The sequence below is a fragment of the Bradyrhizobium canariense genome, assembly GCF_019402665.1.
GTDB classification, from domain to species: Bacteria; Pseudomonadota; Alphaproteobacteria; order Rhizobiales; family Xanthobacteraceae; genus Bradyrhizobium; species Bradyrhizobium canariense.
Window position 1 is genome coordinate 63,186 of record NZ_VSST01000037.1, and the last position, 21,701, is coordinate 84,886.

The window sequence follows — 21,701 nt, forward strand, 5'->3', positions numbered from 1 at the left end:
TGATGCAGAATTCCATGCCTTAGATCACCACCGGCCCCCGCCCCAGCGTCACCTCGACGATCTCCGGCGGCACGCCGACGCGGACCGGCATAAGGCTGCAACCGAGGCCGCCGGAAACGATGAGGTCGCATTTGAGCCGGAAGTGACCATAGGCGAGCCGCAGGCCATGCTGCCGCGAAACTGCCGGCGACCAGCCGAGCAGGCGGATCTGGCCGCCATGGGTGTGGCCGGACAGTTGCAGCGCGACGCGGGCGGGCACGCGCGGCGCGATATTGGGCTCATGCGCGAGCAGGATGATCGGCGCATCGTCGGTGGCCTTGGCAAGCGTCGCGTCGAGATCGTCAGCGCCGAAGCGCCCCGTGCTCCGGAAGCGGCGCGCCGGCAGAAAGGCGAGCTGATCGCCGAGGCCAGCGAGCCAGAACGCGCGGCCGTCCTTGGCGAGCCGCACGACGTCGTTCTCGTAGACAGGAATGCCGGCCGCCTCCAGCGCGCGATGCGCGACCGTCGGCCCGTGCCCCACCTGCTGCACGGTCCTGTCCGCCCAATAATCATGATTGCCCATGACGGCATGGACGCCGAGCGGCGCTTTCAGACCGGCCAGCACCTTGGCCCATTCGTTCGCCGGAATGATGCGCGTGACCTGGTGCAAGCCGGCGACATAGTCGCCGAGCAGCACGATGATATCCGCGTTCAGTGCGTTGGTGCGCTCGACGATGGAATCGATCCGCTCCAGTGACATCCAGGGATCGCAGGCATGGATGTCGGCGATCACGGCGATCTTCAGCGGAAAGTCCGCGGGCCATTGCCGCGGCGTCGGATGATAGCGGGTGACGCGAAGCCGCAGGACCGGCTCGACGCCGACGCCATAGGCCGCGGTCGATACGCCGAGGGCGGACAGGCCGCCGATGGAACGGAAGAAATGACGGCGCGTGATCATGGCAGCCCGATCGTGATGCGGCTTCTTGATGCGATCCTATTGGAGCGGAAATGGGGTGGGTTTGTGCAGACCCTCTGCACGAGATCACCGGAAATTCATGACGGCGCGAGCAGTCTGCAGTTGCGTAGATCAGTCGTCGCTCTCGTCGGTGCCGAACAGGCCGATCTGTGCCGCCGCATCGCGCGAGGGCTCGCTGATGCCGAGATGGCGGAAGGCGTGCGAGGTGAGCAGGCGGCCGCGCGGGGTCCGCTGCAGATAGCCACACTGGATCAGATAAGGCTCGATGATGTCTTCGATCGCATCGCGCGGCTCCGACAGAGCGGCGGCCATCGTCTCGACGCCGACCGGACCGCCGCCATAGTTCTGCGCGATGGTCGTGAGGTAACGGCGGTCCATGGCATCGAGGCCGGCGGCGTCAACCTCGAGCGCGCTCAGCGCGTGGTCGGCAATCTTGCGATCGATCCTGTCGGCATCGGCCGCCGAAGCAAAATCGCGCACGCGGCGTAACAGCCGGCCGGCGATACGCGGCGTGCCACGCGCGCGGCGCGCGATCTCGTTGGCGCCATCCACGCTCATGCCGACGTTGAGCACGCGGGCGCCCCGGGTGACGATGCTTTCCAGCTCCTCGATGGTGTAGAAATTGAGCCGGACCGGAATGCCGAAACGATCGCGCAAGGGATTGGTGAGCAGGCCGGCCCGGGTGGTGGCGCCGACGAGAGTGAATTTCGACAGCTCGATCTTCACCGAACGCGCCGCCGGGCCCTCGCCGATGATGAGGTCGAGCTGGAAATCCTCCATCGCGGGATAAAGCACTTCTTCCACTGCCGGGCTCAGGCGATGGATCTCGTCGATGAAGAGCACATCGCGCTCTTCGAGATTGGTGAGGAGTGCTGCGAGATCGCCGGCCTTGGCGATCACCGGGCCTGACGTGGCGCGAAAGCCGACGCCGAGCTCCTTGGCCACGATCTGCGCCAGCGTGGTCTTGCCGAGGCCCGGCGGGCCGACGAACAGCACGTGATCCAGCGCCTCGCCGCGCTTGCGCGCCGCCTCGATGAAGATGGACAGATTCTTGCGCGCCTGCTGCTGGCCGACGAAGTCGGACAGCGATTGCGGGCGCAGCGCAGTGTCGCCGACATCATCGCTGCGGCGCTCGGGCGTGACCATGCGGGGAGGCGTGCTCATGCGGGCAGGATAACACGGTGCAGCGGTTTCGCGAGCCACCAGCACAGGCTCGCCGGGATGACAGCGACGACGGCGAGCATGGCGGAAAGCTTCAGCGCCTCAGGCGCGGAACGGACACTCGGCAAGATCACCGCCGAGGTTTCGGAGGGCACAACGAACATGCCAAACCCGACGAACCCGGCGGCGGCCACGGCCGCGGCGAGCCACGCCATCCAGATCATGTTGAGGTCGGCGTAGACCGCGGCAAGCGCGAAGATCAAGCCGGCGGCGACTGCGGGAAGGAACGAGGCGAGAACCGTGGCGATGGCCAGCAGCACGATCGCGATCGAAACCAGGGTGCGCAGTGCTTCCAGCTCGACGAGCGCAAGAAACATCTGCAGCACCGCGGCCCCGAGCGTCGCCACCATCACCGAAACCAGCGTGGCGACCGTCAGCGGCCCCACAACGGAGAAGATCACGACGATGCCGGCCACGCGCGAAAGGCGGCGAAAAAGACCGGCGACGGGATTGGCGCGGGCCGCATTCACTTCGACAGCTCCTTCAGGCCCAGCCGGATGAGCTGCGCGGTCTCGGCGCTCTCGCCCGCGCTGCGCGAGGCCGATGCGATCGCGGCCGCAGCCTGCGGCTGGCCGTAGCCGAGATTGACCAGTGCGGAGATCGCATCCGCGACCGGCCGCGGGGCGCGCTGGTCATCGACAGCGCCGGCGAGGTGCACGACCGCCGGATCGACATTGGAGAAGGCCGGCGCCTTGTCCTTCAATTCGGTGACGATGCGCTCGGCGACCTTGGGACCGACACCGGGCGTGCGCGTCACCGCAGCCTTGTCACGCAACGCGATCGCGTTGGCGAGATCGGACGGCTGTAGCGTGCCGAGCACGGCGAGCGCGACCTTGGCGCCGACGCCCTGCACGGTCTGGAGCAGGCGAAACCACTCGCGCTCCTGGTCGCTGCGGAAGCCGAACAGTTTGATCTGATCCTCGCGAACATAGGTCTCGATCGACAGCACGGCGGCCTCGCCCGGCGAGGGCAGATGCTGCAGCGTGCGCGTCGAGCAATGCACCTGATAACCGACACCGCCAACATCAAGGATGACGAAATCCTCGCCGTAGGAATCGATCAGGCCCTTGAGCTTGCCGATCATAAGCCTGCCACCTTCAGCCGCAGCGCGGTGCTCTGGCGATGATGGGCGTGGGTGATGGCGATGGCGAGCGCGTCGGCGGCGTCCGCGGACGGCGGATCGGCCTTCGGCAGCAAAATCTTGAGCATCATCGCGATCTGCTGCTTGTCGGCGTGGCCGGCGCCGACCACCGTCTTTTTCACCTGGTTCGGCGCGTATTCGGCAACACTGATGCCGAACATCGCGGGGGCGAGCATGGCGACGCCGCGGGCCTGGCCGAGCTTCAGCGTCGCGACGCCGTCCTTGTTGACGAAAGTCTGCTCGACCGCGGCTTCCATCGGCTTGTGACCGGACAGGACGGCGGCGAGCCCCTCATGGATCGCGAGCAGCCGGCTCGCCAGCGGCAAATCGTCCGGCGGCTCCACCGAGCCACAGGCGACGTAGATCAGGCGGTTGCCCTCGGCCTCGATCACGCCCCAACCGGTACGGCGCAAGCCAGGGTCGATGCCGATGATGCGAACGGGGCCACGAATCGGGAGCGTCGTCATGAGCCAGTGATAGCGGCTGGCTGCCGTGGGGGAAACAGAAACAGAACGAAAGTAACAGGGGAAGTGGCCCCCTACCCGCCCATCTTCGCCAGCAGCGCGTCCGACACCTCGAAATTGGCGTAGACGTGCTGGACGTCGTCGTGCTCGTTCAGCAGGTCTATCAGCTTGAGCAGCTTCTCGCCGGTCTCGTCGTCGACCGCGACCGTGTTCTGCGGCTTCCAGATCAGCGCGGCCTTGCGCGGCTCGCCGAACTTGGCCTCCAGCGCCTTGGCGACGTCGCGATAGCCTTCGGTCGAGGCGTAGATCTCGTGGCCGCCTTCGCTCGAGATCACGTCGTCGGCGCCGGCCTCGATCGCGGCATCCAGCACGGCATCGTCGGAGGCGACGCTGCGGTCGTATTCGACGATGCCGGTGCGATCGAACATGAAGGACACCGAGCCGGTTTCACCGAGATTGCCGCCGGACTTGGTGAAGAAGGAGCGGATGTCGGAAGCCGCGCGGTTACGGTTGTCGGTCAGCGCCTCGACGATAACGGCAACGCCGCCGGGGCCGTAACCCTCGTAGCGGATTTCGTCGTAATTCTCGCCGTCATTGCCGAGCGCCTTCTTTACGGCGCGCTCGATATTGTCCTTCGGCATGTTCTCCTGGCGCGCCGCGGTGATGGCCGCACGCAGGCGCGGGTTCATGTTGGGGTCGGGCGTCCCCAGCTTGGCCGCGACGGTGATTTCCCGCGCCAGCTTGCCGAACAGTTTCGACTTCTGGGCATCCTGCCGCCCCTTGCGGTGCATGATGTTCTTGAATTGGGAATGTCCGGCCATGCGTGATCTTCTCTAGGGGAATCGTGCGCCAAGGTGAGCGTGGGAAGCGCGGCCTTATAGGCCGCCACCCCACTGGAAAGAAAGAGGCTCTACGACTTTAAGGTAACACCGTACGGGCCCGTGCCTAGATGTCAGGCATCGTTAACCCTGATTTCATTCCAGCTTGCGAAAATAGCGCCCGACCGTCCCCCGACAAGAGAGAGCTGATGGCGTTCGGACTATTTCGGAAGCGTCTGCCGGACATGGCTGCAACTGCGGCCGCCCCGCAGGCTGCGCAGCCGGCGGCCCATTCCGAGTCTGCCGTGGCCGTCGAAAGCGATTCGGCCAAAGAAATCCTGGAACTGCTGGAACTCGAGCTGGGCGCGATGATTCGCCAGCTCGAGCGCGCCGCCAATTCGGTGGCCGGCGGTGCCGAGGCGACCGCCACGACGCTTGCCGCCATTCGCGACCGTACCGACGCCCTCACCGGCCGGACCAACGCCGCGCAATCGAACGCCTCCACCTTCGCCCATGCCGCCGACAAATTCACCCAGTCGGCGCTAGGCATCGGGGCCCAGGTTCGCGAGGCCGGCAAGCTCGCCGACGAGGCCAGCGCCGCGGCACAGGAAGCCCGCGCCAATGTCGACCGCTTGCGCGAATCCTCGGCCGCCATCGGCAACGTCGTCAATCTGATCGCACAGATCGCACGGCAGACGACGCTGCTCGCGCTCAACTCGACCATCGAGGCCGCGCGCGCGGGCGCTGCGGGAAGAGGCTTTGCGGTCGTCGCCACCGAGGTCAAGGCACTCGCGGTGCAGACCCAGGGCGCGACGGAGGAGATCACCAAAAAGATCGACGCGCTGCAGCGCGACGCCGCCGGCTCCGCGGATGCGGTGCACCGCATCTCGCAGGCGATCGAGGCCATCCGCCCGGTCTTCGAGACCGTCAACGGCGCGGTCGCCGAACAGAACGCCACCACCAGCGAAGTCTCCGGCAACGCGACAAGCGCATCGGAGTTCATCATCTCGGTCGGCGAAAGCGCGGCCGAGATCGATGCCGCGACCAAGGCGGCCGAGAGCCACGGCGAGAACGTCGCCAGCGCAGGCAAGGCCGTGACCGCCTTCGCACAGAAATTGAAATCGCGCTGCGCCGTGCTGCTGCGCCAGAGCGAGCACGACGACCGCCGCAAGACCGAACGGCTGCCCTGCCATCTCAAGCTCGAAACCGCCCGCGGGGTGCTGCCGGTCTACGAGATAGCGATGGACGGCGTGCTGATCGGCGGCGCGGACGCGGGCCGCCTTGCATCGCAAGCCATGATCGAAGGCACCCTCGAAGGCGTCGGCGCCTGCCGCCTGCGCGTAGTCGAGCAATCCAAGGCCGGCGCCCGCGCGCACTTCGTCCATCCCGATGCAACGCTCAGCGAGAAGATCGAGGACAGGCTCTGGTCGATCCACGAGGAAAATACGGAGTTCGTCACCCGCGCCATGGAGGCCGGTAACGCGCTGACCGGAATCTTCGAGCAGGCGATTGCCCGCGGCGAGGTGAAGATCGACGAGCTCTTCGACACCGATTATGTCGAGATCGCCGGAACCAATCCACAGCAGTACCGCACCAAATATCTCGACTGGGCCGACCGCGCGCTGCCGGCGTTCCAGGAAGCCTTTTTGGCAAAGGACCCGCGCCTGGCGTTCTGCGCCATGGTCGATCGCAACGGGTTCCTGCCGGTGCACAACAGAATCTACTCGCATCCGCAGCGGCCGGGCGATGCCGCCTGGAACACGGCCAATAGCCGCAACCGGCGGATGTTCAACGATCCGGCGGGGTTGGCCGCCGCGCGCAACCTGCGCTCGTATCTGGTGCAGAGCTATGCGCGCGACATGGGCAACGGCAATACGGTGATGATGCGCGAGATCGACGTTCCGATCCGCGTGCAGGGCCGGCACTGGGGCGGATTCAGGACGGCCTACAAGCTCTAGTGCGCGCTCAGGCAAGACGCCAACGCGCGAATCACCTCTTAAGACCGGAATTGGAATGGGAATGCCGCGGAGAGCCGGCGAACGGCTCTGACTGGAGGACTCTCAAGACATGTCCGTCGTACAACTTGCAGTACTGGACACCGGCTCCAACCGAACACTTTCCGAACGGCTGATCGATCAGCTCGCCGACCGCATCGGCGGCCTCGGCGTGGAACTCGCTGACATCGCCGGCAACGTCCAGGAAGTCGCAAGCCGCGTCGCGAACCAGTCGGAGCGGTTCCATCACCTCCAGGAAACCGCCGAGACGATGGTCTCGGCCAATCACGACATCGCCAATGCGTCACAGGCGGTGCAAACGACCACATCAGCGGCGGTCGGCGAGATCGCGCAGTCGCGTGGCGCGGTCGATGCCGCGGTCAGCCACATCTCCGAGCTCGTCGCGGCGGTGGAGCGGATCGAGGCGCGGCTCAGCGCCGTCGGCTCCGCGCTGGCACAAGTCGCAAAAGTGTCCGGCTCGATCGAGGCGATCGCGAAGCAGACCAACCTGCTCGCGCTCAACGCCACCATCGAGGCGGCACGCGCCGGCAATGCCGGCCGCGGCTTCGCGGTGGTCGCAAGCGAGGTCAAGAACCTCGCGGAAGCCACCCGCCAGGCCACACACCAGATCTCCGACACCGTGCGCGATCTCGACGGCCAGATCGAAGGCCTGATCGGCGAGAGCAGCGATGCCTCGCAGCGCGCGAAGACGGCCGGCGAAGGCGCCCAGCGGATCTCCGGCATCATCTCGCGGGTCCAGCAGGGCTTCGCCTCCGTGGAAGCGGAGATCGGCAGCGTCACGCGCGCCGCGACCTCCAATCTCGGACATTGCGACACCGTCATCAGCGAGCTCAACGAGCTCGCCAAGGGCGTTGACCTCTCCTCGCGCGATCTCAAGAACGCCGATCAGCGCGTGACCAAACTGCTCGACACGTCCGAAGGCCTGATCGCGCTGATCGCCGACAGCGGCGTCGAGACGTCGGATGCGCCGCTGATCAGAATCGTGGTCGAGACCGCCAAGCGGATCTCCGACGAGTTCGAAGCCGCCATCGGCCGCGGCGAGATCACGCTCGACCAGTTTATGGACGAGAATTACCGGGAAATCCCCGGCACCGATCCCAAGCAGTACAACACTGGCTATGTCGACTTCACCGACCGCGTGCTGCCAGCGATCCAGGATCCGATTCAGAAGTCCGATCCCCGCATCGTGTTCTGCGTCGCCTGGGCCAAGGGCGGCTATCTGCCAACGCACAACCCGAACTACCGTCTGCCGCAGGGCAAGGATCCGGTCTGGAATAATGCCAATTGCCGCAACCGCCGCCTGTTCACCGATCGCGCGGTGCAGAAGGTCGCGGCTAACACCAAGCCGTTCCTGCTGCAGACCTACCGCCGCGACATGGGCGGCGGGCAGTTCGTGCTGATGAAGGACCTGTCCTCGCCGATCATGATCCGCGGCAAGCACTGGGGCGCCTTCCGGATGGGCTTTCGGCAGAGCTGACGGTCGTCGCGACGCGCTTACAGCGGCGACCAGGGCCTCCCTGAATCAAAAACCTCGAAAACAACCCCATGCACAGTAGCCGGGGCGAGTGGAATCAATGGCTTAAGCGCCTGTTGAATCCGTCCGATCCAGGGCCTGTTGAACGAGGGCCTGTTGAAGCCGTTGCGCCGTCGGGCAAAACAGGCGTAGGATGCTATTATTCCGAAATTTCCATTCCTTCCTCTTCCCTTCTCCCCTTGGGAATATGCGGCTCTATGCAACTGACTGACGCAAATAGCAAAACCGATATCGGTGTCGGTAGAGTGTCCCTTGCGTGCGGTTCCTGATCGTGCGCGTCGTCTCGGTGGGATTTGGCCCGGCAGATCGCGGCCCGTGGGGCTGATGCGCTGCCCGGCCTTTGCCCGATTCTGGGCCCTGCGCTGGCGGCGCGACGAACGGCCCTCCTGCGGCCCGCGCTGGCGCGGGCCGATGCTGTTGTTACCCCGATGGACGATTACTTCTTCTGCTCCGTCGCGGCGCCGGTGGTGGTGCCGTCGCGTGCGTCCCGCCGCTCGTCGCGTCCCGTACGCCGTGCTTGCCGCCGCTCCGTGCGGCCGGCGCGGCGCTCCTGCCGCCGCTCTGTTCGCCCGCTGCGCCGCTCCTGGCGGCGTTCCGTACCCGACTTAGGCGCGTCCGCTGGCGGCGTAGTAGGCGCGGCGGCTGGCGCGGTGGTTTGAGCAACAGCCTCTGAGGCCGCAAAAATTGAGGACGAAGCCACAAGCCCAAACACCCCTGCGTATCCAAGGAAAGTGAGTGCGTTGCGACGACAGACCTGTTTCGGCTCCGAACGTTCATTCATGTTCAGGCTCCCGGTTGCTGCCCCGTCAGAGCATGTCACCAGCGTCCGTGGCCTAGCTATTGATCTGGATCAACTTGTTTCGGTGCTTCAAGCCACGTTGGGATTTCGGTCGATGGGATCGACACTCTCGGAAAGTGAGGGATGATAGTCCCTGCAGTGACGATCAGTCCGTCGTTGAATTTGGTGCGCGCAAAATCCTTAGCTGCTGCTTCGCTTTCAAACGTGTTCGTTAGACGCGGATGTCGCCGCCTTGACAGTGTGCCGTCCGGCGGCACTTCAAAAGTGACATACCAAGTGTGTTTCATGCCCTAATGCCGCCCCGGCGGTACTAGTGACTATCCCCGCCAGACCAAGAAAAGCCGCCACCGGGACGAAACGATGACGGCTTCTTGCTGGCTTGCGAAACCGGCCTTTACCGCCCGGCTCCAACGCGGTTGACGCCACCATTCGCATTGCCACCGGCGTTATGACGGACTGCGGCGCGCGCCACCGGGCGCGGCCTGAGCACGACGCCTGCCCGGGCAACGCAACCCGCGGGATATTCTACGTACTGGCAGTAAATCACAGCCTTGGCTGGGGTTGGACTAAGCGACAGGGTTGCAAGCCCAAGCAGGCCGCTGGCGGCAATGCCCGCGACCGTCGCTGACTTGATCGAAAGAAGCTTCCTCGGATGCATGGCGGACCTCCCTCTTCGCACTTGCGTCACCGAAAGGTGACGGAAGCCGCCTCAGGTGCGGCTGAACATAGCGTAGGCGTGGCAGTGCGCGGGTTCGATTGATCTACATCAAGCCCACGCGCACAGGGAGCCGCAATCTCGCGAGCGGGGCTCAATGAATTCATGGAAGGGTTCCATCATGCTCCGCTATATTCTCGCTCCTCTTGCCGCTTTCGTTTTGCTCATCGTCTGCTTGATCCCCGATGACGCCGAGGCTCGGCGCGGCGGAGGTGCCTATCGGGGCGGCGGCGGTTACCGCGGCGGTGCGGTCGCAGTTCGAGGACCGCGGGGCGGCGGCGCTGTTGCAGTGCGCGGCGCAGGCTACCGTGGCTACGGCTATCGTGGCGGCTATCGCGGCTACGGCTATCGAGGCTACGGTGTAGGAGCGGCAGCGGTCGGCGCGGCTGCCCTTGGCACTGCTGCGTACCGCCGCAGTTGCTACGATGCTTACGGGAACTATATTTGCGCCTATTAATCCGTGGCGACGCGGCGATAGCGCAACTTGGCCCTCTGTGCGCGCAAGCAAGCGCTGGCGGTGACCGTCCGACGATAGCGACCCTGCGCCATCGGTCTGCAGGTACTCTGGACGACGTGGCGTATCGCGGGGACCGCGCGACGCCCCGCTATGAAATCTTGCGGACTGTTCGTGTCAGAATTGCCCCGTAGTTTCCCTTGTCTCCGCTTGTTGATAATCTGATCGAGCGGATACGGTACTCCACTTGGATCGGGGCTCGGAGTGCGATGCTTTTCTGGCTGCCTCACTCATGGCGAACCTGTCGCGTGCGGAGATTCACCGCTGCGTTGACCGTCGCATTTTTGATCGCGACGACAGGCCAAAGTCATGCAGCTGATCCAGCGCCCAAACGTGTTCTGATGCTGCATTCGTTCGGCCTTCGGTTCAAGCCCTGGACCGTTTATGCAGAGGCCATTCGATCCGAAATAAGTCGGCGCAGCAACGTGGAGTTTCAGGACCACTCGCTTGTGGTTGCTCGCCTGAGTAACGACAAATCAGATGGTCCGTTCGTCGAATATCTTCACGCCCTTAATGCCCAGCACCCGCCCGATCTAATCATGTCCATTGGCGCCCCAGCCGCCAATTTTGTCCAGCGACACCGAAAAGAGCTTTTCCCAAATACGCCGATGGTCTTGACGGCTGTGGAGCGGCGGCGCGTGGCCTTCGATAAATTGGGCGAAAATGACACCGTGGTAGGGTCGACCAACAACACCATCGAGTTCTTCGAAAATATTCTGAGTGTTTTGCCTCTAACAACCACGATTGCAGTCGTAATTGGAGCATCTCCAAGCGAAACGTATTGGCTGGAAGAGACGCGCCGACGAACCGCGCCGCTGGCCGGGCGAGTACAAATTCGATACTACAATGAACTTTCATTTGAAGAAATTCAGAAGGACGCAGCGACCCTCCCGCCACATAGTGCGATCTTCTGGCTCTTGCTGAATGTTGACGCCGCGGGCGTGGCGTATGAGGGGCCCGGCGCGTTACTCCAACTTTCCAAGGTGGCCAACGCGCCGATCTTTACTCACGACCAATCTTTTTTTGGAGACGGCATCGTCGGTGGCCCCATGCATTCCGTGATTGAGCAAAGCACCAAAGCCGCCAAGGTCGCGCTTCGCATCCTCAATGGCGAAAAGATCGCCGACATCAAGCCATCATTCGTTGACGTTGCATCTCCCATATTCGACTGGCGACAAATGCAGCGGTGGGGAATTGCCGAGCGCAATCTGCCGCCCGGTAGCGCCGTCTACTTCCGGGAGCCCACGTTGTGGGAGCGATATTGGTGGCAAATCACATTCACTATCGCGCTTGTCCTCGCGCAAGCGGGACTGATCGCGCTTTTGTTATTTGAACATCGTCGTCGGCAATTCGCCGAAGTACAGTCGCGACAGCGCATGACTGAACTGGCTCACGTTAATCGCTTCGCGACCGCTGGTGAACTGACCGCCTCGATTGCTCACGAGATCAACCAGCCGCTGGGGTCTATTCTGACGAACGCTGAAACCGCAGCCGCGATCCTGCAATCGCAGCGTCCCGATATCGCTGCACTTTCCGATGTTGTTGAACTCAGGGAAATTGTGAACGATATTTTACAGGATGACCGGCGCGCCACCGAGGTCATTCGCAGGATGCGCAGCCTCCTAAAGAAGGCGCCGTTCGAATTGAAGCAACTGGACCTCAACGAGGTAGTGCAAGAGACGGTCAGATTTCTTTCGGCGCTAACCGTCAGCCGAAAATTCGAAATGGTCAACGTGATCACGTCCGATGCGCTACCGATCCTCGGCGACCGCATTCAGCTTCAACAAGTCATTTTGAACCTTGTGCTGAACGGGGTCGAGGCTATGAAGGACACGTCTCACGAAAGCCGCACTATCAGCATCCGGACTGCGCGCGCCGATCAGTTTGCCGAGCTATCCGTATCAGATCGCGGACCCGGCATTCCAGAAGACAAATTGAAACAGGTTTTCGAGCCGTTTTACACCAGCAAAGCGGAAGGCATGGGCATGGGCTTGTCCATTGCGCGCACCATTATCGAAGCGCACAACGGATTCATATCAGCGAGTAATCGGGAGCACGGCGGTGCCTCGTTCACGATCAGGCTCCCCTTTGTCGGTTGATCCACAACGGCGCCCATACGCGGACAGAGACCCCTCACCCGAGTGAGCCTGCGTCTACCGGCGTCGCTGTCCTCTCTCACAAGGGGAGAGGGCACAACAATGAGTTGCTGCAATTGATCGCGTCAGAAGTCCGCGTCGCCGTCTGACTTCCACAATCGCACGACTTTCGTCATCGCATGATTTTGCGCATTCGCACGATCATCTGCGGCGATCAACGGCGCGCATGTGAAGCAAAAGCGTCAAAACATGACGATTATCATATCAATTAGCCCAAAATCACTGCAGTGATCGCCGCACAAATTCGTGAACGTCATGGCCTGACCCGCTCGCTGCGCAAATATGCATTGCCGGAAATGTCGACGCTTCATCGTTTCGCATCGATATGATTATTGTGCGCGCAAATTCGCTGACTAGATCGCCGTAAGCGATCGCGCGAGCAAGGGGATGCATATGGCAACTGTTCTCACCATCAATGGCGAAACGAAGTCGTTCGACGCCCCACCTGACATGCCGCTGCTGTGGGTGCTGCGCGACGTCCTTGGGATGACCGGCACCAAGTTCGGCTGCGGCATCGCGCAGTGTGGCGCCTGCACCGTGCACGTCGATGGCAAGGCAGTCCGCTCCTGCGTCTTGCCGGTCAGCGCGGTCGCGAACCGCACCATCACCACAATCGAGCATGTCGGCAGCACGCCAGCGGGCGCAAAGGTGCAGAAGGCCTGGCTCGATGCCGAAGTGATCCAGTGCGGCTATTGCCAGTCCGGCCAGATCATGGCGGCCGCGGCACTGCTGGCGGCAACGCCCAGCCCTGACGATTCCGACATCGACGCGGCGATGGCCGGCAACATCTGCCGCTGCGGCACCTATGTGCGCATCCGCGAGGCCATCAAGCAGGCCGCCTCCGGCCGTCAGTCATGAGGTCCGCCATGATCACCGACAAGACTCTTCCTGACGTCTCCCGCCGTGCGCTTCTGACCGGCGGTCTCGCCACCGGCTTCCTGCTCGCCTTCCACCTGCCGCTGCGCGCCGCCGTCAACGAGCCGGAGCAGCCGCGTGACACCACCGACGGCAAGTTCGCGCCGAACGCGTTCATCCGGATCGAGGAGACCGGCCGCACCGTGCTCCTGATGCCGCAGGTCGAGATGGGCCAGGGCGTCTATACCTCGATTGCGATGATCCTGGCCGAAGAGCTCGACGCCGATTGGGCAAAGGTTGCGGTGCTGCACGCGCCGCCCAACGATAAGCTCTACGCCAATCCTGCCTTCGGCTTGCAGGCCACGGGTGGTTCGACCTCGATCCGCGCCTGGTGGACACCATTGCGCGCAGCCGGCGCCAGTGCGCGCGCGATGCTGGTGCAGGCCGCAGCAGTGCAATGGCAGGTCGAGCCTGCAAGCTGCACCGCGTCGAAAGGCGAGGTCGTGCACGCCGCAAGCGGCCGCAAGCTTGGCTATGGCGAACTGGCACTGGCTGCACAGGGCCAGTCGCCGCCGAAAGACGTGCCGCTTAGGGATCCCAAGGATTTCGTGATCATCGGCCAGCCCTTGAAGCGGCTCGACACGCCGGACAAGGTCAACGGCAAGGCCGTGTACGGCATCGACGCGATCCTGCCCGGCATGAAGATCGCCGCGATAGCCAATTGCCCGGTCTTTGGCGGCAAGGTCGGCAAGGTCGACGACAGCGCGGCGGTGAAAATCCCGGGGGTGCGCAAGGTCGTGGTGCTCGAGGACACGGTCGCCGTGATCGGCGATCACATGTGGGCCGCGAAGAAAGGCCTCGATGCGCTCAAGATCGAGTGGAACGAGGGACCGAACGCGAAGCTCAGCACAAAGGATATCTGGCAGCATCTGCGCGCCGCCAGCGAGAAGGACGGCGTGGTCGCGAAATCGGTCTGCGACATCGCCAAGGGGCTCGCAAGCGGCGACAGGTTCGAGGCGAGCTTCGAACTGCCGTTCCTTGCGCATGCCTCGATGGAGCCGATCAACGCCACCGTTCACGTCAGGCCTGAAGCCTGCGAGATCTGGACCGGCACGCAGATCATGACGCGCGTGCAGTCGGAGGCGGCGAAGGCCGCGGGCCTCCCGGTCGACAAGGTGATCGTCAACCAGCATCTGCTCGGTGGCGGCTTCGGCCGCAAGCTCGAGCCGGACATGGTGGTGGCCGCCGTGAAGATCGCAAAACAGGTCGACTATCCCGTGAAGGTGATATGGACCCGTGAGGAGGACATCCAGCACGACGTCTACCGCCCGGTCTATCGCGACCAGGTCACGGCATCGCTGGTCGACGGCAAGGTCGCAGCGTGGAAGTACAAGGTCGCCGGCTCAGCCGTGCTGGCGCGCTGGCTGCCGCCGGCGTTCCAGAAGGGTATCGACATCGACGCGGTCGATGCCGCCGTGGATGCGCCCTACGACTTCGCCAACTTCCATGTCGAATATGTCCGCGCCGAACCGCCGGCGGTGCCCACCGGCTTCTGGCGCGGCGTCGGTCCGAACAACAACGTGTTCGCGGTCGAATGCGCAATGGACGAGCTCGCGCGGAAGGCCGGCAAGGATCCGGTCGAATTCCGCCGCGCGATGCTGACCAAGAATCCGCGCATGCTCGCGGTGCTCAATCTCGCGGCCGAGAAATCCGGCTGGGGCCAACCGCTGCCCCCGCGCGTCGGTCGCGGCGTCTGCGTTCAGCCGTCGTTTGCGAGCTTCCTCGCCACCGTGGTCGAAGCGGAGATCGACGATATCGGCGAGATCGTGCTCCGCCGCATCGTCTCGGTGGTGGACACCGGCATCGCGGTCAATCCTGACACGGTGAAAGCGCAGATCGAGGGCGGCCTGGTGTTCGGCCTCACCGCCGCGCTCTACGGCGAGATCACCATCGAGAAGGGCCGCGTGCAGCAGTCGAATTTCCACGACTATCGCATGATGCGCATCAACGAGATGCCGAAGATCGAGGTCGTCGTGGTCAAGAGCGGCGAGGCGCCCGGCGGCATCGGCGAGGCCGGCGTCAATGCCGGACCGCCGGCGCTGCGCAACGCCATTTACGCGGCAACCGGCGTCGCGCTGCGGCGCCTGCCGATCGATCGGAAACTGCTGGCTGCGGGGAAAAAGGCATGAGCGGCAAGATGCGTATCCTCACTGGCATCGTCGTGATCGCCATCGTCGCGGTGGTATCAGGCGTCTGGATCATCCGCGGGCCCGGCCCGCTCGACTTCGCCGGCGGCCCCAAGGTGGCGCTGGCGGATTACCGTGCCGGCAAGCCGACCGGCGTGCCGGCAAAGCTGGAGAAGGCGAGCCTGGTCGAACGCGGCGAATACCTCGCGAAGGCGGCCGACTGCATGGTCTGCCACACCAAGCCCGGCGAGAAGGACTATTCCGGCGGGCTCGGCTTCAAGCTGCCGTTCGGCACGCTCTATTCCACCAACATCACGCCGGACAAGGACACCGGCATCGGCAATTACAGCGACCAGGATTTTCTCAACGCCGTCCAGCGCGGCAAGCGCCATGACGGCGCCCGGCTCTATCCGGCGATGCCCTACACGTCCTACACCTATATGACGGACGAGGACGTGCTGGCGGTGAAGGCCTATCTGTTCAGCCTGCCGGCGGTGCGCGCGAAGCCGCCGGAGAACACGCTGTCGTTCCCGTTCAATCAGCGCTGGGCGATGATCTTTTGGTCGGTCGTGTTCAATCCCGACACGCGCTTTGCGCCTGATACGTCGAAGAGCCCGGGGTGGAATCGCGGCGCGTATCTCGTGGAGGCGCTGGCACATTGCGGCGAATGCCATACGCCGCGCAATCTCGGCTTTGCGCTGGACAACCGCAAGAAATTTGCGGGCGCGATCACGGCCGGCTGGCGCGCCTTCAACATCTCCTCCGACAAGGCCACTGGTCTCGGCAGCTGGCGCGACGAGGACCTGATCTCCTATCTGTCGCTCGGCCATGCGCCGGGCCACGGCTCGGCGTCGGGTCCGATGGGTGAAGCGGTCGACCACAGTTTCAGCCAGTTCGCGCCTGAGGACATAAGCAGCATCGTCGCTTATTTGCGCAGCGTGCCGCCGCAGCCCTCGCCCGACCTGCCCGCAACCATCGCACCCATTGCCCCCGCCTCGCACAAGGACGGCGTTACGGCGGACGCGCGCGGCAAGAAAATGTTCGCCAGCGCCTGCGCCAGCTGTCACGGCTGGAGCGGCGAGAGCCCGGTCTCGCCGATGGCGACGCTGACCGGCACCTGGGCCGTCAACGACCCCGCCGCCACCAACGTGGCGCAGATTGTGCTGTCCGGCACCAAGCGCCACACGCCCGACGGCGCGCTGTCGATGCCGGCGTTCGGTGAGGCGTATAGCGACGACGAGATCGCGGCGGTGGCGAACTATGTCACGGCGCGGTTCGGGACGAAGGGGTCCAAGCTGACCGCGAAGGATGTGGCGGGGTTGAGGGAGCAGACGGCGGAGTAGGCCCCATTGTCGTCCTGGCGAAAGCCAGGACCCATTACCCCGACTGCCTGTTTGATACGACACTTTGGACCGCGAGCCTGCCCATTACCACGGCCGGTGGTAATGGGTCCTGGCTTTCGCCAGGACGACACTGAGTGTGTGGTGAGCTACGCGAGAACTCAGCTCAACCAGAATTTCGGCGTCGCCGGCTCCAGCCGGCCGCCCGCGCGCACCGGGGCAATCCGCAGTGCGAGCCCTGTCGCGTCATCGGTCTCCACGGCGACGCCGCTGAGCGTCGCCGCGCCCGCCGCCGGCTCGAAGCGGCCTGACGGGATTCCGGAGGTGAACCTCCGCAGCGGCTCTTCCTTCTGCATGCCGATGATGGAATCGTAGTCGCCGGTCATGCCGGCATCGGTCATGTAGGCGGTGCCGCCTGACAGGATCTGGTGGTCGGCGGTCGGCACATGGGTGTGGGTGCCGACGACGAGGCTGGCGCGGCCGTCGCAGAAGAAGCCGATGCCCTGCTTCTCGCTGCTCGCCTCGCAATGGAAGTCGACGACGATGGCGTCCGCGGCGATGCCGAGCGGGCAGGCGCCGAGCTCGCGCTCCAGCGCTGCGAAGGGATCGTCGAACGGGGTCATGAAGACGCGGCCCAAAGCGTTGACGACGAGCGCATGCTTGCCGTTCTTGGTCTCGACCAATGCGGCGCCGCGGCCGGGCGTACCGCGCGGATAGTTCGCCGGCCGCACCAAACGCTCGGCGCGCTCGATGAATACGAGTGCTTCGCGCTGGTCCCATGAGTGATTGCCGAGCGTCACCGCGTCGGCGCCGGCATCGAGAAACTCCTGATAGATCGCTTCCGTGATGCCGAAGCCGCCGGCGGAATTCTCGCCGTTGACGACGACGAAATCGAGCGACCAGTCCTTGACCATGCCGGGCAGATATTCGGCGATGGCATTGCGCCCGGCACGGCCGACGACATCACCCACGAACAGAATGCGCAACTTCAGAACTCCGGAAATCGAATACGTCGGATTCCGTTAGCACATAATCCAGCGCGACGTCGTGGGATAGTGCCGGAACCGCCTTGATCTCCTGCGCTGCAAAAGCGAGCCCGATGCCGACGATGGTCTTGGTTTTTCGCAGATGCGCGAAGGTGTGGTCGTAGTGCCCCGCGCCATAGCCGATGCGGTGGCCGAGACGATCGAAGGCAGCGAGCGGCGTCAGCATGATGTCGGGAATGACTTCAGCGGCCCCAGGCGACGGCTCGGGAATGCCGAGCGGGCCGAGCATCAGGCGATCGTTCGGATTGAAGATGCGGAAGATCAGCGACTGGCCGCGCGCGGTGACGCAAGGCAGTGCGAGCCGGGCACCCTGCTCTGCGAGCGTCTTCAGTAGCGGCATCGGATCGATCTCGCTGCGGATCGGCGAATAGCCTGACACAATGCTGCCGGGCAGGAGCTGGAACGGCAGCCCGCGCTTGGCGAGCTTGGCGGCGGCGGCGGTGCGTTTCTTTTCGCTCAGCGCATCGCGCGCCGCGAGGGCTTTGGCGCGGAGTTCGGCTTTGGTGTTGGACATGTGCGCTTGCTCCGAAGGCGAAGTCTTGCTCCGCTGTCATCGCCCGCCTTGTGCGCCCTTGCGCACTGGGGCGGGCGATCCAGTATTCCAGAGACGCCAGTAATCAAATTTCGACGCCGCGGCGTACTGGATGCCCCGGTCAAGCCGGGGCATGACACCTGTTGAATTGGCCGCAGTCGTTTCAACAGGCACAAACCAAGCAAACAAAAGTGCGAAGCCGCGAACGCCGTTGAAGCACTCGATCCCGGAGTTCCCTACGAAAGTAGGTGGGCACCATATGTCCGAGCCCACGGGCCCGGCCAGGGACAGTTCCCTAAAGGATCGATAAGGCCCCGGGGATAATGGCTCCTGACGCGCGTCGCAGCCCCGCTCGGGCAATGTAACAACGATGCTGACGAATCGCCAGCCCGGTGAACGGTCAGCCGATGGCGATCCCGTTGCCGACGGTGCGGTTCAGGACCTGGGTCGACTTCTCGATGCGCTCGGCCGCGGAGTTCAGTGCGTTCACGACCGCGGTCTGGGTCAGCCGGGCGCGCTCGACCGCGGCGTTGCGGAAATCCCGCAGTTCGGTCAGCTCCTGCTCCATGGTCCGGATGCGGTTGCCGGCGTCGACCAATTCGTCGCAGACGGTCAGCGCCGCCATCACGGTGAGCCTGGCATCACCGATCTCGCCGAACTTTCCGCGCAGCGACTGAATCCGCGTCTCCAGGCTTTCGGCGAGCTTGAGCAGCCGCACCTCCTGGCCCTCCTCGCAGGCCATGCGGTATTGCCGGCCGTTGATGGTGACGTTGATGTGGCTCATCCGTCCTCTCCGGTATCGAGCACCGAACGTATCGTGACGATCGCGGAATCCAGCCGATCGGAGATCTCGCGACTGGAGCGCTCGAGCTTGCGCGCCTTCACCAGCGCGCCGTCGAGCTCGTCGGCAAGCCGCGAGCGGTCCGCGCCCAGCGCCTGGATCCGCGCAGCGAGCTCGTTCTCGTCGCGATCGGCGTCGCGCCGCCGCTCCACCGCGCTTTCGAGCGAGTCGAGCGCCGCCATGAGCCTGCGGGTCGCGATCTCGATCTCGACGGCCGAGGACTCGGTCATGGCAGAGCTGTTGGATACGCGATCGTTCATGCAGTCAGCGGCGGAACCTGTGGCCTATCCCCTGGGGGCTTGCCGTCCGGCAAAAGACTCGGTTCGGCAAGCGGTTAGAAGCAGAAATTTACGTGGCAAGCTAGCGGAGCGCAACGCCGCCACGAAACTATGCACTGCTAAGCAACTTTTGCGGCCAAACCGGCGTTTGATTGCCTTGGCCTGTCGGAACCGAGATGCTATCCCAGCCGCGACCCCAGCGGCCGAAAGGCTCCTTCCGGCGCGGCCAAATCCAGCCACAAGCGCCTCATTTCAGACGGATTTTCAGACATGACGCAGGTCGACCACAACCGTATGGCCAATGCGATCCGCGGCCTCGCCATGGACGGCGTCGAGAAGGCGAAATCGGGTCATCCGGGCCTGCCGATGGGCGCCGCCGACATGGCGACCGTGCTGTTCACGCAATTCCTGAAATTCGACGTCGCCGCGCTGGACTGGCCGGACCGGGACCGCTTCGTGCTCTCGGCCGGGCACGGCTCGATGCTGATCTATTCGCTGCTGTATCTGATCGGCAGCCCCGAGATGACGATCGACCAGCTCAAGGACTTTCGCCAGCTGGGATCGCTGACGCCGGGACATCCCGAGCACGGCCACACCAAGGGCATCGAGACCACCACCGGTCCGCTCGGCCAGGGCATTTCCACCGCTGTCGGCATGGCGCTCGCCGAGAAGATGCTCGCCGCCGAGTTCGGCAAAAAGATCGTCGATCACCATACCTATGTGATCGCTTCCGACGGCGATTTGATGGAAGGCGTGTCGCAGGAAGCGATCGCGTTGGCCGGGCACTGGAAGCTCAACAAGCTGATCGTGCTCTACGACGACAACGGCATCTCGATCGACGGCCCGACCTCGCTTTCCGATTCCGTGGACCAGGTGAAGCGGTTCAAGGCGTGCGGCTGGGCGGCCGAGAAGATCGACGGTCATGACCAGGCTGCGATATCAGCCGCGATCACGCGCGCGCAGAAATCAAACAAGCCGACGCTGATCGCCTGCCGCACCACCATCGGCTTCGGCGCGCCGCACAAGGCCGGCACCAACAAGGTGCACGGCGAAGCGCTCGGTGCCGACGAACTCAAGGCCGCCAAGGAAAATCTCGGCATTTCGCTGGAGCCGTTCTCGGTGCCCGACGACGTGCTCAAGGCCTGGCGCGCGGCCGGCAGCCGCGGCGCGGCGGCACGACAGGAATGGGAAGCAAGGCTCGGCGAACTCGGCAGCCGCAAGCGCGCCGAGTTCGAGCGACGGCTGCGCCACGAGCGCCCAGCGGCGCTGGCGAAGGCGTTCAAAGGCTACAAGAAGGAGCTCTTGGAAAAGCCGATGAATGCGGCGACCCGCAAATCCTCCGAAGCCGTGATCGAAGTGATTGCTGGCGCGATGCCGATGGAATTTCTGGCGGGCTCGGCCGACCTCACCGGCTCCAACAACAACAAGGCGAAGTCGGCAACCGCGTTCTCGGCCAAGACGCCGAAGGGCCGCTTCATCCATTACGGCATCCGCGAGCACGGCATGTGCGCGGCGATGAACGGCATCTTCCTGCACGGTGGTTTTGCGCCGAACGGCGCGACCTTCCTGGTGTTCACCGATTATGCGCGGCCGGCAATGCGGCTCGCCGCGTTGATGGGGACCGGGGTCGTTTATGTGATGACCCATGATTCTATCGGCCTCGGGGAGGACGGCCCGACCCACCAGCCGGTCGAGCATCTCTCGGCACTTCGCGCCATTCCCAATATGCGCGTGTTCCGCCCGTGCGATTCCATCGAGGTTGCCGAGTGCTGGGAGCTCGCGCTCAACCGCATCGACGGCCCGACGGTGCTGGCGCTGACCCGTCAGAACCTGCCGCAGCTGCGCACCACCGCACCGAACGAAAGCCCCTGCCGGTTTGGTGCCTACGAACTGGTGGCCGCCCAGGGCGAAGCAAAGGCGACGCTGTTCGCCTCGGGCTCCGAAGTGGAGATGGCCGTGGCCGCCCAGAAGCAGCTCGCCGAGCGCGGCATTCCGACCCGGGTGGTTTCGGTTCCCTCGCTTGAGCTCCTGTTAGCGCAACCAAAGGAGCGCCGCGACGAGATCATCGGCAACGCCCCCATCAAGGTCGCGATCGAGGCCGCCGTGCGCTGGGGCTGGGACGCCGTGATCGGCCAGGATGGCGAATTTATCGGCATGCACTCCTTCGGCGCCAGCGCCCCTCTCAACAAGGTATTCCAGCACTTTGGCATTACCGCCGAGGCCGCGGTTAACGCCGTTCTGAAACGCGTTTCCTGAGAGTTGAGATTGCCGAAAAAAAGGACTACCTAACT

Annotated in this window: 20 protein-coding genes and 1 other RNA gene; 8 read left to right on the forward strand and 13 right to left on the reverse strand. The window is 64.1% G+C overall.

Translation table 11 applies throughout. From position 1 onward, the window contains the following. Positions 1 to 19: 19 nt before the first annotated feature. The 6 genes from FXB41_RS19345 to FXB41_RS19370 form a co-directional block, all read right to left on the reverse strand. A complete protein-coding gene (locus tag FXB41_RS19345; RefSeq protein WP_219682863.1) occupies positions 20 to 937 on the reverse strand; it encodes a metallophosphoesterase in 918 nt (305 codons plus the stop codon). Positions 938 to 1,066: 129 nt separating this feature from the next. Then, on the reverse strand, positions 1,067 to 2,119 hold the full coding sequence (gene ruvB / locus FXB41_RS19350; protein WP_219682864.1) for a Holliday junction branch migration DNA helicase RuvB: 1,053 nt from the start codon (positions 2,117 to 2,119) through the stop codon (positions 1,067 to 1,069). Further along, complete coding sequence (locus FXB41_RS19355) at positions 2,116 to 2,646, reverse strand: hypothetical protein (protein WP_219682865.1); 531 nt, start codon at positions 2,644 to 2,646, stop codon at positions 2,116 to 2,118. Before FXB41_RS19355 ends, ruvB begins: the two co-directional genes overlap by 4 nt. Continuing rightward, a complete protein-coding gene (gene ruvA / locus FXB41_RS19360) occupies positions 2,643 to 3,260 on the reverse strand; it encodes a Holliday junction branch migration protein RuvA (protein WP_007599970.1) in 618 nt (205 codons plus the stop codon). The genes FXB41_RS19355 and ruvA overlap by 4 nt, the downstream gene beginning before the upstream one ends. After that, positions 3,257 to 3,784 carry a crossover junction endodeoxyribonuclease RuvC gene (gene ruvC / locus FXB41_RS19365; RefSeq protein WP_007599969.1) on the reverse strand — a complete coding sequence of 176 codons (528 nt, stop codon included), beginning with the start codon at positions 3,782 to 3,784 and terminating at the stop codon, positions 3,257 to 3,259. Before ruvC ends, ruvA begins: the two co-directional genes overlap by 4 nt. Positions 3,785 to 3,855: 71 nt before the next feature. Further along, positions 3,856 to 4,602 carry a YebC/PmpR family DNA-binding transcriptional regulator gene (locus FXB41_RS19370; protein WP_007599968.1) on the reverse strand — a complete coding sequence of 249 codons (747 nt, stop codon included), beginning with the start codon at positions 4,600 to 4,602 and terminating at the stop codon, positions 3,856 to 3,858. Between the two features lie 206 nt (positions 4,603 to 4,808). Here FXB41_RS19370 and FXB41_RS19375 point away from each other — a divergent pair, with 206 nt between their 5' ends. Then, a complete protein-coding gene (locus tag FXB41_RS19375; protein ID WP_219682866.1) occupies positions 4,809 to 6,557 on the forward strand; it encodes a methyl-accepting chemotaxis protein in 1,749 nt (582 codons plus the stop codon). 109 nt (positions 6,558 to 6,666) lie between these two features. Further along, positions 6,667 to 8,091, forward strand: a complete 1,425-nt coding sequence (locus tag FXB41_RS19380) for a methyl-accepting chemotaxis protein (RefSeq protein ID WP_219682867.1) — start codon at positions 6,667 to 6,669, stop codon at positions 8,089 to 8,091. A gap of 894 nt (positions 8,092 to 8,985) precedes the next feature. Here FXB41_RS19380 and FXB41_RS19385 read toward each other — a convergent pair. Continuing rightward, positions 8,986 to 9,234: a hypothetical protein gene (locus FXB41_RS19385; protein ID WP_007599964.1), complete on the reverse strand. Its 249-nt coding sequence runs from the start codon at positions 9,232 to 9,234 to the stop codon at positions 8,986 to 8,988. A gap of 107 nt (positions 9,235 to 9,341) precedes the next feature. Continuing rightward, positions 9,342 to 9,605: a hypothetical protein gene (locus tag FXB41_RS40895; protein WP_007599963.1), complete on the reverse strand. Its 264-nt coding sequence runs from the start codon at positions 9,603 to 9,605 to the stop codon at positions 9,342 to 9,344. A 178-nt stretch (positions 9,606 to 9,783) separates the two neighbouring features. On the opposite strand from FXB41_RS40895, the gene FXB41_RS19390 reads away from it, so the two are divergent. From FXB41_RS19390 to FXB41_RS19410, 5 genes are all read left to right on the forward strand, one after another. Further along, positions 9,784 to 10,119, forward strand: a complete 336-nt coding sequence (locus FXB41_RS19390; RefSeq protein WP_245285968.1) for a hypothetical protein — start codon at positions 9,784 to 9,786, stop codon at positions 10,117 to 10,119. A gap of 266 nt (positions 10,120 to 10,385) precedes the next feature. After that, positions 10,386 to 12,275: a sensor histidine kinase gene (locus tag FXB41_RS19395; protein WP_219682868.1), complete on the forward strand. Its 1,890-nt coding sequence runs from the start codon at positions 10,386 to 10,388 to the stop codon at positions 12,273 to 12,275. 450 nt (positions 12,276 to 12,725) lie between these two features. Beyond that, a complete protein-coding gene (locus FXB41_RS19400) occupies positions 12,726 to 13,190 on the forward strand; it encodes a (2Fe-2S)-binding protein (RefSeq protein ID WP_219682869.1) in 465 nt (154 codons plus the stop codon). 8 nt (positions 13,191 to 13,198) lie between these two features. Continuing rightward, a complete protein-coding gene (locus FXB41_RS19405; protein WP_219682870.1) occupies positions 13,199 to 15,376 on the forward strand; it encodes a xanthine dehydrogenase family protein molybdopterin-binding subunit in 2,178 nt (725 codons plus the stop codon). After that, positions 15,373 to 16,716 carry a cytochrome c gene (locus FXB41_RS19410; protein WP_219682871.1) on the forward strand — a complete coding sequence of 448 codons (1,344 nt, stop codon included), beginning with the start codon at positions 15,373 to 15,375 and terminating at the stop codon, positions 16,714 to 16,716. The genes FXB41_RS19405 and FXB41_RS19410 overlap by 4 nt, the downstream gene beginning before the upstream one ends. A 158-nt stretch (positions 16,717 to 16,874) precedes the next feature. Here FXB41_RS19410 and FXB41_RS19415 read toward each other — a convergent pair whose 3' ends face one another. The 5 genes from FXB41_RS19415 to FXB41_RS19435 all read right to left on the reverse strand — a co-directional run bounded on the left by FXB41_RS19415 (position 16,875) and on the right by FXB41_RS19435 (position 19,392). Then, entirely contained in the window at positions 16,875 to 17,699 is an 825-nt protein-coding gene (locus FXB41_RS19415; RefSeq protein ID WP_007599952.1) for a TIGR00282 family metallophosphoesterase, read from the reverse strand. After that, positions 17,677 to 18,273: a 5-formyltetrahydrofolate cyclo-ligase gene (locus tag FXB41_RS19420; protein WP_219682872.1), complete on the reverse strand. Its 597-nt coding sequence runs from the start codon at positions 18,271 to 18,273 to the stop codon at positions 17,677 to 17,679. The genes FXB41_RS19415 and FXB41_RS19420 overlap by 23 nt, the downstream gene beginning before the upstream one ends. 210 nt (positions 18,274 to 18,483) lie before the next feature. Next, positions 18,484 to 18,643: non-coding RNA, 6S RNA (ssrS, locus tag FXB41_RS19425), on the reverse strand. Positions 18,644 to 18,691: 48 nt separating this feature from the next. Next, positions 18,692 to 19,075 carry a cell division protein ZapA gene (locus tag FXB41_RS19430; protein ID WP_007599950.1) on the reverse strand — a complete coding sequence of 128 codons (384 nt, stop codon included), beginning with the start codon at positions 19,073 to 19,075 and terminating at the stop codon, positions 18,692 to 18,694. Beyond that, complete coding sequence (locus FXB41_RS19435) at positions 19,072 to 19,392, reverse strand: DUF4164 domain-containing protein (RefSeq protein ID WP_026232773.1); 321 nt, start codon at positions 19,390 to 19,392, stop codon at positions 19,072 to 19,074. The genes FXB41_RS19430 and FXB41_RS19435 overlap by 4 nt, the downstream gene beginning before the upstream one ends. Positions 19,393 to 19,680: 288 nt before the next feature. Between FXB41_RS19435 and tkt the strand changes: the two genes are divergently transcribed. Further along, on the forward strand, positions 19,681 to 21,666 hold the full coding sequence (gene tkt / locus FXB41_RS19440) for a transketolase (RefSeq protein ID WP_219682873.1): 1,986 nt from the start codon (positions 19,681 to 19,683) through the stop codon (positions 21,664 to 21,666). Positions 21,667 to 21,701: the final 35 nt, after the last annotated feature.

What these genes read in the sequence shown, in the direction of transcription:
- FXB41_RS19345 (WP_219682863.1), bottom strand. Translation starts at nt 937, where the DNA reads ATGATCACGCGCCGTCATTTCTTCCGTTCCATCGGCGGCCTGTCCGCC.
- ruvB (WP_219682864.1), bottom strand. Translation starts at nt 2,119, where the DNA reads ATGAGCACGCCTCCCCGCATGGTCACGCCCGAGCGCCGCAGCGATGAT.
- ruvA (WP_007599970.1), bottom strand. Translation starts at nt 3,260, where the DNA reads ATGATCGGCAAGCTCAAGGGCCTGATCGATTCCTACGGCGAGGATTTC.
- ruvC (WP_007599969.1), bottom strand. Translation starts at nt 3,784, where the DNA reads ATGACGACGCTCCCGATTCGTGGCCCCGTTCGCATCATCGGCATCGAC.
- FXB41_RS19370 (WP_007599968.1), bottom strand. Translation starts at nt 4,602, where the DNA reads ATGGCCGGACATTCCCAATTCAAGAACATCATGCACCGCAAGGGGCGG.
- FXB41_RS19375 (WP_219682866.1), top strand. Translation starts at nt 4,809, where the DNA reads ATGGCGTTCGGACTATTTCGGAAGCGTCTGCCGGACATGGCTGCAACT.
- FXB41_RS19380 (WP_219682867.1), top strand. Translation starts at nt 6,667, where the DNA reads ATGTCCGTCGTACAACTTGCAGTACTGGACACCGGCTCCAACCGAACA.
- FXB41_RS19385 (WP_007599964.1), bottom strand. Translation starts at nt 9,234, where the DNA reads ATGAAACACACTTGGTATGTCACTTTTGAAGTGCCGCCGGACGGCACA.
- FXB41_RS40895 (WP_007599963.1), bottom strand. Translation starts at nt 9,605, where the DNA reads ATGCATCCGAGGAAGCTTCTTTCGATCAAGTCAGCGACGGTCGCGGGC.
- FXB41_RS19390 (WP_245285968.1), top strand. Translation starts at nt 9,784, where the DNA reads ATGCTCCGCTATATTCTCGCTCCTCTTGCCGCTTTCGTTTTGCTCATC.
- FXB41_RS19395 (WP_219682868.1), top strand. Translation starts at nt 10,386, where the DNA reads ATGCTTTTCTGGCTGCCTCACTCATGGCGAACCTGTCGCGTGCGGAGA.
- FXB41_RS19400 (WP_219682869.1), top strand. Translation starts at nt 12,726, where the DNA reads ATGGCAACTGTTCTCACCATCAATGGCGAAACGAAGTCGTTCGACGCC.
- FXB41_RS19405 (WP_219682870.1), top strand. Translation starts at nt 13,199, where the DNA reads ATGATCACCGACAAGACTCTTCCTGACGTCTCCCGCCGTGCGCTTCTG.
- FXB41_RS19410 (WP_219682871.1), top strand. Translation starts at nt 15,373, where the DNA reads ATGAGCGGCAAGATGCGTATCCTCACTGGCATCGTCGTGATCGCCATC.
- FXB41_RS19420 (WP_219682872.1), bottom strand. Translation starts at nt 18,273, where the DNA reads ATGTCCAACACCAAAGCCGAACTCCGCGCCAAAGCCCTCGCGGCGCGC.
- FXB41_RS19430 (WP_007599950.1), bottom strand. Translation starts at nt 19,075, where the DNA reads ATGAGCCACATCAACGTCACCATCAACGGCCGGCAATACCGCATGGCC.
- FXB41_RS19435 (WP_026232773.1), bottom strand. Translation starts at nt 19,392, where the DNA reads ATGAACGATCGCGTATCCAACAGCTCTGCCATGACCGAGTCCTCGGCC.
- tkt (WP_219682873.1), top strand. Translation starts at nt 19,681, where the DNA reads ATGACGCAGGTCGACCACAACCGTATGGCCAATGCGATCCGCGGCCTC.